Below are 16,192 nucleotides of genomic sequence, written 5' to 3'. Positions count from 1 at the left end.
GCATTTACTGCGGTGAGGCATCGTTTATACGAAGGTCAACCGGCCATACGAAGGTCAGAAGGACCTTTCGCTCTGATACAGGGAGTAAATGCATGCCTGTCGTCAACAGCACGCTGTCCGAGAGCGACCGCAAGACGGTCGGCGACGCGCTCCAGGGCGCCCTGGTCGACCTCGTCGACCTGTCGCTCATCGCCAAGCAGGTTCACTGGAACGTCGTCGGTCCGCGTTTCCGGTCCGTCCACCTCCAGCTCGACGATGTCGTCGCGAGCGCCCGCGGCCATGCCGACACCGTCGCCGAGCGTGCCTCCGCGATCGGCGTGAACCCCGACGGCCGCGCCGAGACGATCGCGAAGACCAGCGGCGCCGGCACCGTCGAGGGCGGCTGGATCAAGGACAACGACGCGGTGGGTGCCCTCGTACGGGCCCTGGGCTCCGTCATCGAGCGGATGCGGGAGCGCATCGCGGTCACCGACGAGCCGGATCCGGTCACCCAGGACATCCTCATCGGGCTCACCGCCGACCTCGAGAAGCACCACTGGATGTTCCAGGCCGAGGCGGCCTGAGGCGCAACAGCGGCGGACCGACCGTTTCCGGCGCATCCTGCCGGAGCCCGATCGCGGCCTGATGGCCACTGACGGGCTCTGAGCGGGACCGGGCCGATCCGAGAACGGTTTCGTCCGACCGCGTGTCGCGCATTGCGGAACGCGCCGTTCGTGCCCCAGTGCGCCCTCCCGCCCCACCTTCATGGCCGACTACCGTCGACCGGAGGAGGCAGTCATGGCACGGCGCGGCTTCTTCTCCCGGCACCCGGTCCGGGGCACGGGCGCTGGGGCGCCCGGCACACCGGGCCGCGGCTCGGTGGGGGCGCCGGGCAGCGGCCTGATGGGGGCATCGGGCCACGGCCCGGCGGAAGTGCTGCGTTCGGTGCCCGGTCGCCGGCTCGCCGCGCTTCTCCTCGGGGTGCTGTGGTGGTGGGCCGTGCTGAGAGTGCTCTTCTGGCCCGAGGGCGCCGGGGTGGTGGAAGGTGCGATGGCAGCGGGCGGCTGGGGTCTCAGCCTGCTGCCGGTGCACTGCGTACCGCGCCGGACGCGCTCGGGCGGCGGCCGCGTGGGAGCGGCCGGCTGGCGTCGCCGCAGTGGCTGCGTGGGGACTCCGGGTCCCCCCGCCGTCACGGACCGGCTCGTCAGGGCATGGCGGTACCGCCGTTGGGGCGGCGGTACCGACCGTTCGTGAAGCCCGTTCGTCAGGTCCGAGGCTCGCACGGGAATCCGTAGGCCGCGTTGGTCGGCCTGCGGGGGAGCCCGTACAGCGGGGATTGTCGTACCCCGGATGCCGTACCCCGAGGGCCGTGTCAGCCGCCCGCTTCCGTGGCCGGTTCCGGCTGGCAGCGGGGGCACCAGTAGGTGACCCGGGCCTGCGGCGCGGGCCCCTGGTCGGCGACCCGTACCGGAGTCCCGCAGCGCAGACAGGGGCGGTCGGCGCGTCCGTAGACCCAGAGGCGGCGGTCCGGGCGCGCGCTCGGCGTCGTCGTACGGGCGGGGCGCCGCTTGTTCGCCTCCAGCAGCCGCTTCGCCAGCGTGATCGCCCGCTCCGGCCGCGGCAGTGCGCCCACCGGCAGCCACGGGGACGCGCGCAGCAGGAAGCACAGCTCGCACTTGAAGACGTTGCCGATGCCGGCCAGATTGCGCTGGTCCAGCAGCGCTTCCCCGAGCGTCCGGGCCGGGTCGGACAGCAGCCGCCGCAGCGCCTCGTCCGCGTCCCAGTCGGGCCCCAGCAAATCCGGCCCCAGATGGCCGACGGCGTTCTCCTCGTCGGCGGTGCGCAGCAGCTCCAGTACGGGGAGGCGGTAGCCCACCGCTGTGCGTTCCGCCGTGGCCAGCACCGCGCGGATCTGGTGGTCGGGGCCGCCGCGCCAGCGCTCGCCCGCCGCGTACACCCGCCAGGCGCCGTCCATCCGCAGATGCGAGTGGAGCGTCAGCCCGCCCTCGATACGGGTCAGCAGGTGCTTTCCGCGCGGCACCACCTCCAGCACCGAGCGCCCGGCGAGGTCCGTCGTGGCCAGCTTCGGCACACGCAGGTCCGTACGGGTCAGCAGCCGTCCGCCCAGCGCCTTGTGCAGCTCGGCGGCGGCCCGCCAGACCGTGTCACCTTCGGGCATGGCTCCATCATGCCGTGCGTGGCCTGCGGGCAGAGCGCGGTCCGGGCCACGTCGGCCGCGCCTGTACCGCACTCATGTCCGCAGGCGCAGCCCCCTCGGTGTCGCGTGGAAGCCCGCGTGCTCCAGCTCGGCGGCCAGCGGTGAGGTGAGGGCGGACGAGCCGTTGATCCGTTCGACGGTCAGCGCGCCCACGAAGCCGTTCCGTACGGCCGCGGCCAGCGCCTCCAGGGCCAGGCGCACCCGGGTGCCGCCTTCCTCGGCCTGCCAGGCCAGCAGCGTCTTGCCGCCGCGCTCCATGTAGACCGCCAGCTCGCCGTCGACCACGACGACCAGCGAACCCGCCTTGCGGCCGGGCTTGTGGGACGAGCCCTCCGGCGGCTCGGGCCAGGGCAGCGCAGCGCCGTACGCGTTGGCCGGGTCCGCGGCGGCCAGCACGACGGCGCGCGGGGCGCCGCCGCGGGCCGGCCCGGCCGGCTGCCAGGACCCGCCGGGCGCGGTCTCCTCGGCCGTACGGTCCCGGCTCGTACTGACCGCCCGCAGCCGGTCCACCGCCCCGTCCATCGCGAACTGCGCCGCGCCCAGCCCCTCCACGACGTACCCGCGGCGGGCCTGGCCGGTCTCCTCGAAGGCGGCCAGCACGCGGTACGCGGCGGAGAAGCCGCCCTCGACCCCCTCGGCGGCCACCGCGCCACGGGTGACGATGCCGTGCCGGTCCAGGAGGGTGTGGGCCAGGGCATGCGCCCGGTGGGTGGGCTCCGGCTCCAGGGCCGGCAGCAGCGACCAGCGGCCGGCGACCGTGGGCGGACCGGACCGGGAGGCGGTGGGCCGGCCCGTCCGGCCGGTGGCGGCGGTGAGGCTGCCGTACCGGCCGCGCGGCGTGGCCCGGCGGGCGCGGTGCGCCGTGGCGCCGGCCGTACGGCCCGAGCCAAGCAGCGCGCGCAGCGGCGCGAGGGTGTCGTTGGTCAGCCGCCCGGACCAGGCCAGGTCCCAGAGTGCGTCGGCCAGTTGCGGATCGGTGGCCTCCGGGTGCGTCGTGGCCCGTACCTGGTCCGCGATCTGACGGAAGAACAGGCCGTACCCGGGGGCGAGGGCGTCCAGCACCGACTGGTGCAGCGGCGTCACCTCGAAGGGGTGCGGCTGCGGCAGGAGGAGCGGCGCGGTGTCGGCCGGGTACAGGGCGATCCAGCCGTCCTTGCCGGGCAGCGCGCCGGCGCCCGCCCACAGGACCTCGCCCGTGGAGGTCAGTTCGTCCAGCAGGGCGGGGGAGTAGCCCGACACCCGGGACGGCAGGACGAGCCGCTCCAGGGCCGAGGCCGGCACCGGCGCGCCCTGCAGCTGCTCCACGGCGCGCATCAGGCCGTCGATGCCGCGCAGCCCCTGCCCGCCGACGCTCTGCCACTGCGGCAGGAAGGCGGCGAGCGCGGGCGGCGGCACGGGCTCCAACTCGTGCCGCAGCGCGGCCAGCGACCGGCGCCGCAGCCGTCGCAGGACCTGCGCGTCGCACCACTCCTGGTGCACCCCGGACGGCGCGAACTCGCCCTGCACGACCCGGCCGGCCCCGGCGAGGCGGTGCAGTGCCCCGTCGGTGACGGCCGTGCCGAGGCCGAAGCGGGCGGCGGCCTGCTCGGAGGTGAACGGGCCGTGGGTGCGCGCGTACCGGGACAGCAGGTCGCCCAGCGGGTCCTTGACCGGCTCGGTGAAGGACTCGGGCACTCCCACGGGCAGCGCCGTGCCCAGCGCGTCCCGGAGCCGACCGGCGTCCTCGACCGCGGCCCAGTGGTCGGCGCCCGCGATGCGGACCCGGATGGCGCGGCGGGCGGCCGCCAGCTCCTCGGCCCAGGCGGGGTCGGCGCCGCGCTCGGCCAGCTCGGAGCCGGTCAGCGGGCCGAGGAGGCGCAGCACGTCGGCGAGGCCCTCGGCGTCCTTGACCTTGCGGTCGTCGGTCAGCCACTGCAGCTCGCGCTCCAGGTCGGTGAGGACCTCCGGGTCCAGCAGCTCGCGCAGGTCGGCCTGGCCGAGCAGTTCGGCGAGCAGCCGGGAGTCCAGGGAGAGCGCGGCCGCGCGGCGCTCGGCGAGCGGCGAGTCGCCCTCGTACAGGAACTGCGCGACGTACCCGAAGAGCAGCGAACGGGCGAACGGCGACGGCTCCTGGGTGGTCACCTCGACGAGCCGGACGCGGCGCGACTCGATGTCTCCCATCAGTTCGGCCAGGCCGGGTACGTCGAAGACGTCCTGGAGGCACTCGCGGATGGCTTCGAGGACGATCGGGAAGGACCCGAACTCGCTCGCCACCTGGAGCAGCTGTGCGGCGCGCTGCCGCTGCTGCCACAGGGGCGTGCGCCTGCCCGGGTTGCGGCGGGGCAGCAGCAGGGCGCGGGCCGCGCACTCGCGGAAGCGCGCGGCGAACAGCGCCGAGCCGCCCACCTCGTCGGTCACCACCTGGTCGACCTCGCCCTTGTCGAAGACGACGTCGGCGGCGCCCACCGGGGACTGGTCGGGGTCGAACTCGGCGCCCGCGGCGTCCGGGTCGGTGTCCAGCAGGTCCAGGCCCATCAGGTCGGCGTCCGGCAGCCGCAGCACGATGCCGTCGTCGGCGTGCATGACCTGCGCGTCCATGCCGTACCGCTCGGCGAGCCGGGCGCCGAGCGCCAGCGCCCAGGGGGCGTGCACCTGGGCGCCGAACGGTGAGTGCACCACCACCCGCCAGTCGCCCAGCTCGTCCCGGAAGCGCTCGACGACGATCGTGCGGTCGTCGGGGACGTGGCCGCAGGCCTCGCGCTGCTCGGTGAGGTAGCTCAGGACGTTGCCCGCCGCCCAGTCGTCCAGCCCGGCGGCGGACAGCCGGCTCCGGGCCGCTTCGGGCTCCAGCGCGCCGACCTCGCGGAGGAACGCGCCGAGCGCCCGGCCCAGTTCGAGCGGGCGGCCGAGCTGGTCGCCCTTCCAGAAGGGCAGCCGGCCGGGCACTCCGGGGGCGGGCGACACCAGCACCCGGTCCCGGGTGATGTCCTCGATGCGCCAGGAGGTCGTACCCAGCGTGAAGACGTCGCCGACCCGCGACTCGTAGACCATCTCCTCGTCGAGCTCGCCGACGCGGCCGCCGCCCTTCTTGGGGTCGGCGCCGGCCAGGAACACCCCGAAGAGGCCGCGGTCGGGGATCGTGCCGCCGGAGGTGACGGCCAGCCGCTGGGCGCCGGGCCGCCCCGTGACGGTGTTCGCCACCCGGTCCCACACGATGCGCGGCCGCAGTTCCGCGAACGCGTCCGAGGGATAGCGCCCCGCCAGCATGTCCAGCACTCCGCTGTACGCCGACTCCGGGAGCCCGGCGAACGGCGCGGCCCGCCGCACCACCGTCAGCAGCTCCTCGACGTCCCAGGCGTCCATCGACACCATCGCGACCAGCTGCTGGGCCAGGACGTCCAGCGGGTTGGCCGGGACGCGCAGCGCCTCGATGGCGCCCTCGCGCATCCGCTCCGTGACCACCGCCGCCTGCACCAGGTCGCCGCGGTACTTCGGGAAGACCACGCCGGTGGAGACCGCGCCCACCTGATGGCCGGCGCGGCCCACCCGCTGCAGCCCGGAGGCGACCGACGGCGGCGACTCCACCTGGACCACCAGGTCCACCGCGCCCATGTCGATGCCCAGCTCCAGGCTGGAGGTGGCCACCACGGCCGGCAGCCGGCCCGCCTTGAGGTCCTCCTCGACCTGCGCGCGCTGCTCCTTGGAGACCGAGCCGTGGTGCGCCCTGGCCAGCAGCGCGGGCGCCCCCTTGGCGCCGCCGGACTGGGCCATCAGCTCGGCGGGGGAGTGGTCCTCGGGCATCGGCTCGCCCGTGGCGCGCTCGTACGCGATCTCGTTCAGACGGTTGCAGAGCCGCTCCGCGAGGCGTCGGGAGTTCGCGAAGACGATCGTCGAACGGTGCGCCTGGACGAGGTCGGCGATGCGCTCTTCGACGTGCGGCCAGATGGACGGCTTGTCGCCGCCGCTGTCCCCGTCGGGCCCGGTCTCCTTCACGGGCGAGCCGCCCAGCTCCCCGAGGTCCTCGACGGGCACGACGACCGAGAGGTCGAACTCCTTGCCCGAGGCCGGCTGCACGATCTCCACCCGGCGGCGCGGCGACAGATAGCGTGCGACCTCCTCCACGGGCCGGACCGTCGCCGACAGGCCGATGCGGCGGGCCGGGCGGGGCAGCAGCTCGTCCAGGCGCTCCAGGGACAGCGCCAGATGCGCCCCGCGCTTCGTACCCGCGACGGCGTGCACCTCGTCCAGGATGACCGTCTCCACGCCCGCCAGCGCGTCCCGCGCCTGGGAGGTCAGCATCAGGAACAGCGACTCGGGGGTGGTGATCAGGATGTCCGGCGGGCGGTTGGCGATCGAGCGGCGCTCGGCCGCCGGGGTGTCGCCGGAGCGGATGCCGACCCGGATGTCGGGCTCGGGCTGCCCGAGCCGTACGGACTCCTGGCGGATGCCGGTCAGCGGGGAGCGCAGATTCCGCTCGACGTCGACCGCGAGGGCCTTGAGCGGGGAGACGTACAGCACCCGGCAGCGCTTCTTGGCCTCTGCGGGCGGGGGCGTGCTCGCGAGGGAGTCCAGGGAGGCGAGGAAGGCGGCGAGGGTCTTGCCGGAGCCGGTCGGCGCGACGACCAGGACGTCGGAGCCCTCGCCGATGGCGCGCCAGGCACCGTCCTGAGCTGCGGTGGGCGCGTGGAAGGCCCCCGTGAACCAGCCTCTGGTCGCGGGGGAGAACGAATCGAGCGCGGTCCTCGCCATGACCCCATCGTGCCTCGGACCACTGACAACGGTCCGCCGACGAGCGGTCCGGACGGTGGACGCCCAGGTCAGCGACGGCGCGCCGGACGCAGAATGGGTGCATGGGGAGCATCGGCGGCGGCCCGGCGGCGGGCCGGGTGAGCGGGGGCACCGGCGGGCGCGCGTCCGGCGAGTGGGCGCGGCACTGGCAGCATGCCGGGCTGCCCGGCCTCGACCTGCTGCGCGCCCGGTACGTCCGCCACACCTTCCCCCGCCACAGCCACGACGGGTTCGTGCTGGCCGCGGTCAGCGGCGGCATCGAGGAGGTGGGCCTGCCCGAGGGAACGGTACGGGCCGGCCACGGCAGCGTCGTCATGATCAACCCGGAGGTGCCGCACACCGCGCGGGCCGGCGTCGACGAGGGCTGGACGTACTCCACGCTCTACCCCTCCGCAGAGCTCGTCGCCGGGATCGCCGCAGAGACCACCACGCTCCGCGGCACCCCCGGATTCGCGGCGACCGCCGTGACCGACCCGCACACCGCCCGCCTCATCCACGAGGTGCACCGCGCGGCGGAGGAGGGCGACGCGCTGGCCGCCGACAGCGTGCTGCGCATCGTCGTGGCCCGGCTGCTGCGCGCGCACGGCGGCTCCCTCCCGGCCCGTACGCCGCGCTCGGCCGGAGCCCTGCGGGCCGCGCGCGCCCGCGACATCCTCCAGGAGCGGCTGGCCGAGCCACCGTCCCTGGAGGAGCTCGCCACGCAGCTGGGAACGAGCCCGTTCGCGCTGCTGCGCGCCTTCAAGGACGCGTACGGGATGCCGCCGCACACCTGGCTGACCGATCTCCGGGTACGCCGGGCCCGGCGGCTCCTGGAGACCGGCAGCACGCCCGCCGAGGCCGCCGTCACGGTCGGCTTCGCGGACCAGCCGCACCTGAACCGGCACTTCACCAGGATCGTCGGGGTGCCGCCCGGCGCGTACCGGCGGGAACGCGCCGCCGGCCCTCAGGGCGCCCTCGAACTCCCGGCCATCGGGAGGGGGCCGGGAGAGGGCCGCAAGAACGTACAAGACTGCCGGGGCGGCCCTGCTTAGCGTGGCGATGTGCCTGAACAGATCGAACAGACCGCACCTCAAGAGATACCGGACCCGCACCGCGCCCCCTCGGACGCGGCGCCGGGCAAGTCCGATGCCGCCGTCATCAGGGACGCGCTCGGCGTCGGCGTCGCCGTCGGCCTCTCCGGCTTCGCCTTCGGGGTCACCTCGGCCGGCGCGGGCCTGAGCGTGCTGCAGAGCTGCCTGCTCAGCCTGCTCGTGTTCACCGGTGCCTCGCAGTTCGCACTCGTCGGCGCCCTCGGGGCGGGCGGCAACCCGTTCGCCGCCGCGGCCGGCGCGTTCTTCCTGGGCGCCCGCAACGCGTTCTACGGGCTGCGGCTGTCCGGGCTGCTCGGTTACCGCGCACTGGCCAAGCCGTTCGCCGCCCACTGGGTCATCGACGAGACCTCCGCCGTCACGCTCGCCCAGCCCGACCGGCACAGCGCCCGCCTCGGCTTCACCGTCACGGGCCTGACGCTCTACGTCCTGTGGAACCTCACGACGCTGGCCGGCGCGCTCGGCGCCGAGGCGCTCGGTGACACCGCCGCCTGGGGCCTGGACGCGGCCGGGCCGGCCGTCTTCCTGGCGCTGCTGGCCCCCATGCTCAGGACGACCGTGGAGCGCGCCGCTGCCGGGCTCGCCGTCGTCCTCATGCTGGTCACCCTGCCGGTACTGCCCGCCGGGGTGCCGGTCCTGGTCTCCGCACTGGCCGCGCCCGCCGTGCTGCTGGCCCAGGGCGCCCGCTCCCGTAAGACGTCCGGCGCCGAGGAGGAGAGCCGGTGAACACCTGGATCGCGATCGCCGCCACCGCCGTCGGCTGCTATCTGCTCAAGTACGCGGGCCTGCTGGTGCCCGCCGGCCTCCTGGAGCGGCCGCTCGTCAAGCGGCTGGCCGCGCTGCTGCCCGTGGCCCTGCTGGCGGCCCTCACCGCGCAGCAGACCCTCAGTGACGGCAGCCACCTCCTGCTGGACGCCAAGGTGGCCGGCGTCGGCGCGGCGGCCCTCGCCCTCGTGCTGCGCGCACCGTTCCTTCTCGTGGTCGCCGTCGCGGTGGTGGTCACGGCGGGGGTGCGGGCGCTCGGGGGGTGACCCGAAGGGCGGCGGGCGCACGGCTTACGGGTACTCGGTGGCTGCCCCGAGGGGCGGCGGGGCGCGCGGCCCCTCGGGGCAGCCCCGCCGCCGTGTGCTTACGGGTGCGAGCCCGGTCCGCCGTCCGCCCCCTCCGTGCCCAGCCGCCGGGCGTCCCGCTCCGGGCGCAGGAAGAGCATGACCGCCGCCCCGGCCACCGTCACCAGGCCGGCCATCAGCCCGTACGCGCCGAAGTACCCGGAGGCCACGGTCGCGCCCGCGTCGACGATGTGCCCCATGACGAGCGGCGCGAGCACCCCCGCCAGGGCGAACACGCCGGTCAGCGCCCCCAGCGTGACACCGCGCCGGTCGGCGGGGGAGATCCGGGATACCGCGGTCGCGGCGACCGTGAGGACGATGTCCGTGACGGACAGCGGCCCCAGCAGCAGAACGATCTTCAGCCACAGCACGTCCGTCGCCGCGAAGCACACGGTGGCCACGCCCGCCACGATCATCACCAGCCCGGTCTTCACCCCTGAGGGCCAGCGGAGGCGGGGTGGCAGCCCGGCCGCCGCCCGCTTGACCGACCGCTGCACGAGCACCCCGTGGACCAGCATCGCGGCACCCTTGGTCAGCGCCGACAGCATGATCAGCAGGCTCGCGCCGCGCAGCGAGAGACCGCCCACCTCCTGGAAGTAGTCCGCCGACCAGGTCAGTCCCGCCGACAGCGTCCAGTACGCGGCGAACGAGCCCAGCGCGGCCGCCAGCCAGGTCCCCGACAGCAGCAGCCGCCGGTACGGCACGGGCGCCGCCTGCCGTGCGGCCGCCGCGCCCTCCGGAGCGCGCCGCCTGCCCACCGCGGGGGCAAGCGGACCCTCCGCGCCGTACCGGAGCCAGACCGCCGCCCAGACCAGTCCGACGATGCCGACCACCCCGAAGGCCCAGCGCCAGCCCCAGTGGTCGATCACCACGCCCAGCGTGGGCGCCGCGATCGCCACCCCGGCCGCCGCCCCCGCCAGCAGCACCGCCGTCGGCAGCGTGCGGTCCTTCTGCTCGAACCAGCCGTACAGGTGGTGCAGCGCCACCGGAGAAGCCGGGCCCTCCGCCGCGCCCAACAGGACGCGCGTCGCCACCAGCACCCCGAAGCCGGCCGCGCCGACCAGCATGGGGAGCTGCGCCGCCGACCACAGGAGCGCCATGCCCAGCAGCAGTACGGAGGTGCGCACCGTACGGGTGAGGAACGACCCCGCCAGCGCCGCCAGGCTGAACAGCGCGAAGAACGCCGACGACGCCGTACCGAACTGCTCGCGCGTCAGCCCCAGATCGCGCATCACCGGGTTCGCGGCCAGGCCCATCACCGTCTTGTCGGCGAAGTTCACCAGCATGAAGGCCAGCAGCAGCCAGGTCGTACGCCAGGCCTGTCCCCGTACGACGGCGGCCGCGCCCGGGGCGACGGCCGGTGCGGCCCCGGCGGCGGACGTCACCGAAGCCGCCCCGTCGCGGCCCCGCCCCCGTCCGCCGTGCCGCACGAACAGCCGTCCTCGTCCCCGCCCGCAACGACACCGACCGCGATGCCGCCGGCGGCCCGCCGACGGCCTCCCTCGCTGCGCGTCAGCTCCGTGGTGAGGTCCGTCCCCCCGGCCACCGCCGCCGACTCCGCCGCGGCCCACCGGAAGACGCCCTGCGCCATCGTGGACGACTCGGCGGCGGCCCGCTTCGCGTACACCTCGGCGCGGACCCGGGCCACCTCGCGGTCCTCCGGCGCCGCGAGCGCCGCCGTCTCCGCCAGATGGGCGGCGAGCCGCAGTTCTCCGCGGCCCAGCAGATCCGCCGCCCGCCGCGCCAGCACCACGGCACCGCCCGCCGCCTCCGCCAGCTCCGCGGCCAGCTCCCCTTCGGGCGCCGGCTTCAGATGCGCCGGGTTCTGGTCGTACCAGCCGCCCCACAGCCGCCACAGATTGCGGACCACGAACTCGGGCTCGTCGTAAGCGGGGTGGAGGTAGGGCTTGGCCAGCAGCTCGGCCGGCACCTTCACCCGGTGCAGCACCTCGTCCAGGCGCAGCCCCGCGTTCATCAGGTCCCGCGTCTGGGTGCACAGCGACTCCAGCAGCTCGGCGCTGTCCCCGAGGGCTTGCGCGACGCGCGACGCCCCGATGACGGGCACGCCGTGCCCGGGGAGCAGCACCTCGGCCCCCAGTTCCGCCATGGCGCGCAGGGCCCGCGCCCAGTCCTCGGGGTAGCGCTGCACCTTCTGGGGGTTCCCGGCGTTCGGCGAGTTCCAGATGAACAGATCGCCCGTGCACAGCGTCCGCAGCTCCGGGATCCACACGTAGGTGGCGTCGTCCGTCTCGCCGCGCGCATGGAAGAGCTCGAAGGTCAGCTCCCCGTGGCGGAGCGTGAGCCGGTCCCGGTAGGTGGTGTCCGGGTAGCGGTACCGGGTCGGCCAGTTGAGCGACGGTACCCCGAACTGCCGCCGGTTGATCCAGGAGTTGTAGCCCGCTGTCTCCCGATAACGGTCGAAGCGCGCCGCGACCGCCTCGTGGGCGACGACCTCGGGAACGGCGACACCCCGCGCCCGCGCGTCCTCGTCGAACGGCGCGACCCCGAAGACATGGTCCACGTGCCCATGGGTGTACACGACGCCCCGCACCTCCTTGCGCGGCGTGCCGTCCTCGGGTGTGCCGAACGCGGTCACCGCCGTGTGCAGCTGTCCGGCCGTGCGGACGTCCCCCGAGTCCACCAGCACCAGCCCGTCCGATCCGGTGTCGAACACCGCCACATTGGCGAACGCCGGGAAGAACCCGGTCCGCTCGCCGATGCGCACGAGGGCGTCACCCGTGTACCGCCCCGAAAGATGGGCGAGGAGGGTCTCCTCGCCCTCCCAGACGCGGTCCACGTAGGCGAGGTAGTCGTCGAGGTTGTGCTGCGTCATAGAAAGCGGCTCCCTACGAAAGGATCGGATGCCCACCGGTGCGCTGCGGCCTTCTCCGGCCGGTGCACCGAGTCTGAGCCGCCCGCGGACCAGGGGACATCCGCCGCCGTCACACCCGCCGACGGCCGGTACTGTGACGCGTCACAACCCTCGCCGCCCCCGTACGGCGCGGGTCCGCGCCCCGAGAAGGAGGCACGAGTGCCGCTCTCCGAAGCCGCCCGCCGCCTGGCCCTGCGCTGCGAGACACGCGTCAACGAACTGGCCCGCGAGATGACCGGTGACGTCTTCGCGGACATCCCCGGATACGCCGAGCTCCCCGACGACATGAAGGACGTCGAGATCGCCGCCACCGCGCGGCACGGGCTGCGCCTCTTCATGCGGCGGGCGCGCGGCCAGGACGGCCGCCACGGGGACCACGCGCTCTTCAGGGAGCGCGCCGCCCAGCGCGCCGAAGAAGGGCTGCCCCTGCACCTGCTGCTCCGCACCCACGCGCTGGGCACGTACGCCCTGTGGCGGACGCTGCACGAGGAGGCCGGCCCCGGCGAGGAGGCCGCCCTCGCCGAACTCGCCGACTTCCTCCTCCGCAACCAGAGCAGCGTCATCGGCGCGGTCGCGGAGACCTACCTCGACGAACGCGCTGCCCTGGACGCCGAACGGCGCGAGGAACGCCGCTCACTGGCCCGCGCGCTGATCGACGGCGCGCCGCCCGCTGACCGCACCGCACTGGACGACCTGGGCCTGGCCGGGCCCGCCACGGTCCTCGCGCTGCGCCTGCCGTCGGCCGACGGGCCCGCCACCGCACCGGTCGCCGTCCGGCGTCGGCTGCGGCGCCTCCAGACGGCCCTGGACCGCGCTTTCGGCACCGACGTCCTCACCTCCCTGGACGTCACCGGCGGCCACGCGCTCGTCCCCGGAGCACCCGAGCCCCCCGACGGACTCGCCCGGCGGCTGAACGCAGTGTGCGACGGGCCCGTGCGCTGCGCCGCCGCACGGGCCGAGAGCCTCGAGGGCATCCCGCACGCCGCCCGTACCGCCTCCGAAGTCATCCGCATCGCGCACGCCGCCGGGCGGCCCCCGGAACTGCACCGGCTCGCCGACGTCCTGCTCGAATTCCACCTCACGCGCCACGACGAGAGCAGCCCGATGATCGCCGCCCTTCTCGACCCGCTCGACGGCCGTCCCGAACTGGCCGAGACCCTGCGCACCCACCTGGAGACGCGCCAGGACCGCCGCGCGACCGCGCAGGCACTCGGACTGCACCCGAACACCGTCGACAACCGCCTCGCCCGGATCGCCGAACTCACCGGCATCGACCTGGCCTCACCACGCGGCACCACCCTGGCGCTGTGCGCGCTGCTCCTCAAGGACAGCGCTCCCCGGCCGCCCTCGGGGGTGACGCGCGCCGGCCCGCCGCGCGCCGAGCCGGGTCAGCCGATGTCCCGTCCGTAGGCGCGCAGCGTCAGCAGCGCCTTGAGCGTCGCCATCGGACGGCACTCCAGCGCGATGCCCGGCGCCCACGAGCGCCAGTTGATCGGCCAGCCGCCGTCCTCCTCCTGGAGCGACGCGAGGTGGTCCAGCGCCCGGTCCATCTCGGCGTCCGTGAACCAGCCGCGCGCCGGGGACGTCGGCGTGGGGGCGTAGTCGTACGCGAAATGGTGTTCGCCGGGTCCGTACCCCTCCGCCACGGGGACCTCCTGCGCCCGCTCCGGCTCCACGACGACCAGGCCCTGCTCCCGCACCAGCCGGCCCAGCCGCTCGGCAGCGGCAGCCGCGCGCTCCCGGTCCGGTACGCCCGCCAGGAAGGCCAGCGCGGCCTCGGCACCGTACGGATGCGTCTTCTCCAGCGCCTCCACCGCCCGCCAGCAGTAGTCCGTGGCCCGGAACAGCCAGGCGTGCCACACCTCGTTCCGGTGCAGCAGTCCCACGACGGGACCGGTCGCCAGCAGATCGCTCGGCGGGTTGTCCGGGATCGGAACCCACGGTGCCGCGGGATAGCCGCGCAACGAGGGGTGCAGCGCGGGCAGCGCGCCCTCGGGCGTCGAGATGTGCGTCAGATAGCGGCAGATCTGCTCCACCCGGCGGCCGTCGCAGCGCCCGATGGCGTCCAGCACACCGAGCGCGTGCGACGTGTGCAGGGGCTGGCTCACCGGGCCGCGCAGGTCCGGCTCCAGGGCGTGACCGTATCCGTCGTCGTCATTGCGGTAGGCGGTCAGTGCGGTCTCCACGGCGTCCGCACTGCCGCCGAGGAAGTGGTACTCGAAGAGGCGCTGTTCCAGGACCCGCGCGGTGAGCCAGATGAAGTGCTCGGCGCGCGCCAGAGGAGTCGTCGGTGGGCTTGCGGTTTCGGCCATGGACCGACGGTAGGACGGAACCCGCGGCCGGTCAGCGGCTCGCGCACGGCTGCACCCTCAGGGGCGGGATACTGGTGTCATGCGGTTGACGGACTTCTGGCAGCGGATGACAGATCACTTCGGTGCGGCGTACGCCGACACCTTCGCGCGCGATCACGTGATGTCCGAACTGGGCGGCCGGACCGTCCACGAGGCGCTCGCCGCGGGCTGGAGCGCCAAGGAGGTCTGGCGCGTGGTGTGCTCGGTCATGGGCGTGCCGGCGGAGCACCGCTGACCCCACCCCACGCCCGGCGGCTCCGAACCCGCCCACGTCCGCCGGTTCCGCGCCCCGCCGACCCACCGGGCGACGCGGGCCGAGTCCGCGATGTCCGACCCGTGCGCGAGACTTGACCCGTGTCCGCGACTCCGAAGCCCACCGGCCCCGACGACCGACGACCGAACGATCCGCACGCCACGCGGATGCCACGCTGGCTGCCGCGCGCGATGGTGCTGGCACTCGCCCTGCTGGCCTGTTTCCAACTGGCGAGCTGGGCGTTCCACCAGCTGATCTCGCTGCTGCTGAACGTCCTCATCGCGTTCTTCCTGGCGCTGGCCGTCGAGCCGGCGGTGGACTGGATGGCGGCGCGCGGCATGCGGCGGGGAGTGGCCACGGGGCTGGTCTTCCTCGCCATCCTGATCGTCGGCGTGGGCTTCGTGACCCTGCTCGGCTCCATGCTGGCCGGGCAGATCGCCACGATGGTCGGGGAGTTCCCGCAGTACCTCGACTCCGTGATCAGCTGGGCGAACGAGACGTTCCACACCCACCTCTCGCGCGTCGAGGTGCAGAACAACCTGCTGAAGTCCGACTGGCTGCAGAAGTACGTCCAGGACAGTGCCAACAACGTCCTCGCCGTCTCCGCGACCGTCCTGGGCTCGCTGTTCAACCTGCTCACGGTGGCACTGTTCTCGTTCTACTTCGCGGCGGACGGCCCCCGGCTCCGCCGCGCGCTGTGTTCCGTACTGCCGCCCACCCGGCAGGCCGAGGTGCTGCGCGCCTGGGAGCTCGCGGTCGCCAAGACCGGCGGCTACCTGTACTCCCGCGGCCTGATGGCCTTGATCTCCGGCATCGCGCACTACGTCCTGCTGGAGATCCTGGGCGTGCCGTACGCGCCGGCGCTGGCCATGTGGGTCGGCCTGGTCTCGCAGTTCATCCCGACGATCGGCACCTACCTCGCGGGCGCGCTGCCGATGCTGATCGCCTTCACGGTGAACCCCTGGTACGCGGTCTGGGTGCTCGGCTTCGTGGTCGTCTACCAGCAGCTGGAGAACTACCTCCTGCAGCCGCGGATCACCGCGCGGACCGTGGACATCCACCCGGCGGTCGCCTTCGGCTCGGTCATCGCCGGCACCGCGCTGCTGGGGGCGGTCGGCGCGCTGATCGCCATCCCGGCGACCGCGACGCTGCAGGGCTTCCTCGGCGCGTACGTCAAGCGGTACGAGGTCACGGACGACCCGCGGGTCCTGGGGCGCGGCCGTCGCAGACGGGGCGCCTCGCTCCTGGCCAAGATGCGCCAGACCCTCCGCTCCGAGCAGGCGGCGGCCCCGCTGAAGGAACGCCGGCGCGCCGAGAAGCGGGAGGAAGAGGGCGAGGAGCGCCGGGAGGGCGGTGGCAGCCATGCGGAGGACGGGCGCGACGGCAGCTGAGCCGTGGGCAGTGGCCGGTTTCTCGCGGGGCCGGGGCGCGGCGTGGCGCGCTTGACACTAAAATCGAACATCCATTCTTATGAGAGCCACGGCCCCGATTTTCCGGGGTTCCCTGGAAGTTATCCACAGGCCGAGGCCGGGTCCGGGCGCATTGTCAGTGGCAG

At 74.3% G+C, this 16,192-nt stretch carries 13 protein-coding genes; 8 read left to right on the top strand and 5 right to left on the bottom strand.

Annotated features, from left to right (window positions below; all coding sequences use genetic code 11):
- Window positions 1-92 precede the first annotated feature (92 nt).
- Both ABZ840_RS27180 and ABZ840_RS27175 read left to right on the top strand, forming a co-directional pair.
- A complete protein-coding gene (locus ABZ840_RS27180) occupies window positions 93-563 on the top strand; it encodes a DNA starvation/stationary phase protection protein (protein ID WP_361563109.1) in 471 nt (156 codons plus the stop codon).
- 319 nt (window positions 564-882) lie between these two features.
- Entirely contained in the window at window positions 883-1,233 is a 351-nt protein-coding gene (locus ABZ840_RS27175; RefSeq protein ID WP_361563156.1) for a hypothetical protein, read from the top strand.
- A gap of 118 nt (window positions 1,234-1,351) precedes the next feature.
- On the opposite strand, the gene ABZ840_RS27170 is transcribed toward ABZ840_RS27175, so the two are convergent.
- Complete coding sequence (locus tag ABZ840_RS27170) at window positions 1,352-2,158, bottom strand: DNA-formamidopyrimidine glycosylase family protein (RefSeq protein ID WP_361563107.1); 807 nt, start codon at window positions 2,156-2,158, stop codon at window positions 1,352-1,354.
- A gap of 72 nt (window positions 2,159-2,230) precedes the next feature.
- A complete protein-coding gene (locus ABZ840_RS27165) occupies window positions 2,231-6,925 on the bottom strand; it encodes an ATP-dependent helicase (RefSeq protein ID WP_361563105.1) in 4,695 nt (1,564 codons plus the stop codon).
- A gap of 101 nt (window positions 6,926-7,026) precedes the next feature.
- Between ABZ840_RS27165 and ABZ840_RS27160 the strand changes: the two genes are divergently transcribed.
- Genes ABZ840_RS27160 through ABZ840_RS27150 form a run of 3 tightly spaced genes read left to right on the top strand, consistent with a single transcriptional unit; the run spans window position 7,027 to window position 9,083 of the window.
- The gene (locus ABZ840_RS27160) at window positions 7,027-7,995 is read left to right on the top strand and encodes an AraC family transcriptional regulator (protein WP_361563103.1); all 969 of its coding nucleotides are present in this window, start codon (window positions 7,027-7,029) and stop codon (window positions 7,993-7,995) included.
- Window positions 7,996-8,040: 45 nt separating this feature from the next.
- Entirely contained in the window at window positions 8,041-8,778 is a 738-nt protein-coding gene (locus ABZ840_RS27155; protein WP_361563155.1) for an AzlC family ABC transporter permease, read from the top strand.
- Entirely contained in the window at window positions 8,775-9,083 is a 309-nt protein-coding gene (locus ABZ840_RS27150; protein ID WP_361563101.1) for an AzlD domain-containing protein, read from the top strand. Before ABZ840_RS27155 ends, ABZ840_RS27150 begins: the two co-directional genes overlap by 4 nt.
- A gap of 98 nt (window positions 9,084-9,181) precedes the next feature.
- Here the strand turns inward: ABZ840_RS27150 and ABZ840_RS27145 are convergent, their stop codons facing one another.
- Window positions 9,182-10,546, bottom strand: a complete 1,365-nt coding sequence (locus ABZ840_RS27145) for an MFS transporter (protein ID WP_361563099.1) — start codon at window positions 10,544-10,546, stop codon at window positions 9,182-9,184.
- Window positions 10,543-11,994, bottom strand: a complete 1,452-nt coding sequence (locus ABZ840_RS27140) for an alkyl sulfatase dimerization domain-containing protein (RefSeq protein ID WP_361563097.1) — start codon at window positions 11,992-11,994, stop codon at window positions 10,543-10,545. The genes ABZ840_RS27145 and ABZ840_RS27140 overlap by 4 nt, the downstream gene beginning before the upstream one ends.
- Window positions 11,995-12,192: 198 nt before the next feature.
- Between ABZ840_RS27140 and ABZ840_RS27135 the strand changes: the two genes are divergently transcribed.
- A complete protein-coding gene (locus ABZ840_RS27135) occupies window positions 12,193-13,443 on the top strand; it encodes a helix-turn-helix domain-containing protein (protein ID WP_361563095.1) in 1,251 nt (416 codons plus the stop codon).
- On the opposite strand, the gene ABZ840_RS27130 is transcribed toward ABZ840_RS27135, so the two are convergent.
- Window positions 13,422-14,345, bottom strand: coding sequence for a hypothetical protein (locus ABZ840_RS27130; protein ID WP_361563094.1), 924 nt, complete (start codon window positions 14,343-14,345; stop codon window positions 13,422-13,424). The two genes, ABZ840_RS27135 and ABZ840_RS27130, sit on opposite strands and share 22 nt — an antisense overlap.
- A 79-nt stretch (window positions 14,346-14,424) precedes the next feature.
- On the opposite strand from ABZ840_RS27130, the gene ABZ840_RS27125 reads away from it, so the two are divergent.
- Together ABZ840_RS27125 and ABZ840_RS27120 are read left to right on the top strand one after the other, a co-directional pair.
- Window positions 14,425-14,619, top strand: coding sequence for a DUF3046 domain-containing protein (locus ABZ840_RS27125; RefSeq protein ID WP_361563092.1), 195 nt, complete (start codon window positions 14,425-14,427; stop codon window positions 14,617-14,619).
- 185 nt (window positions 14,620-14,804) lie between these two features.
- On the top strand, window positions 14,805-16,028 hold the full coding sequence (locus ABZ840_RS27120; RefSeq protein ID WP_361563153.1) for an AI-2E family transporter: 1,224 nt from the start codon (window positions 14,805-14,807) through the stop codon (window positions 16,026-16,028).
- The last annotated feature ends 164 nt before the right edge of the window (window positions 16,029-16,192 follow it).

This window comes from Streptomyces sp. NPDC047117 (genome assembly GCF_040643545.1).
Lineage (GTDB): Bacteria > Actinomycetota > Actinomycetes > Streptomycetales > Streptomycetaceae > Streptomyces.
This window is presented reverse-complemented; position numbering and strand designations above follow the sequence as displayed.

Coding starts and splice junctions, on each gene's coding strand:
- ABZ840_RS27180 (WP_361563109.1), top strand. CDS start 93: ATGCCTGTCGTCAACAGCACGCTGTCCGAGAGCGACCGCAAGACGGTC.
- ABZ840_RS27175 (WP_361563156.1), top strand. CDS start 883: ATGGGGGCATCGGGCCACGGCCCGGCGGAAGTGCTGCGTTCGGTGCCC.
- ABZ840_RS27170 (WP_361563107.1), bottom strand. CDS start 2,158: ATGCCCGAAGGTGACACGGTCTGGCGGGCCGCCGCCGAGCTGCACAAG.
- ABZ840_RS27165 (WP_361563105.1), bottom strand. CDS start 6,925: ATGGCGAGGACCGCGCTCGATTCGTTCTCCCCCGCGACCAGAGGCTGG.
- ABZ840_RS27160 (WP_361563103.1), top strand. CDS start 7,027: ATGGGGAGCATCGGCGGCGGCCCGGCGGCGGGCCGGGTGAGCGGGGGC.
- ABZ840_RS27140 (WP_361563097.1), bottom strand. CDS start 11,994: ATGACGCAGCACAACCTCGACGACTACCTCGCCTACGTGGACCGCGTC.
- ABZ840_RS27130 (WP_361563094.1), bottom strand. CDS start 14,345: ATGGCCGAAACCGCAAGCCCACCGACGACTCCTCTGGCGCGCGCCGAG.
- ABZ840_RS27125 (WP_361563092.1), top strand. CDS start 14,425: ATGCGGTTGACGGACTTCTGGCAGCGGATGACAGATCACTTCGGTGCG.
- ABZ840_RS27120 (WP_361563153.1), top strand. CDS start 14,805: ATGCCACGCTGGCTGCCGCGCGCGATGGTGCTGGCACTCGCCCTGCTG.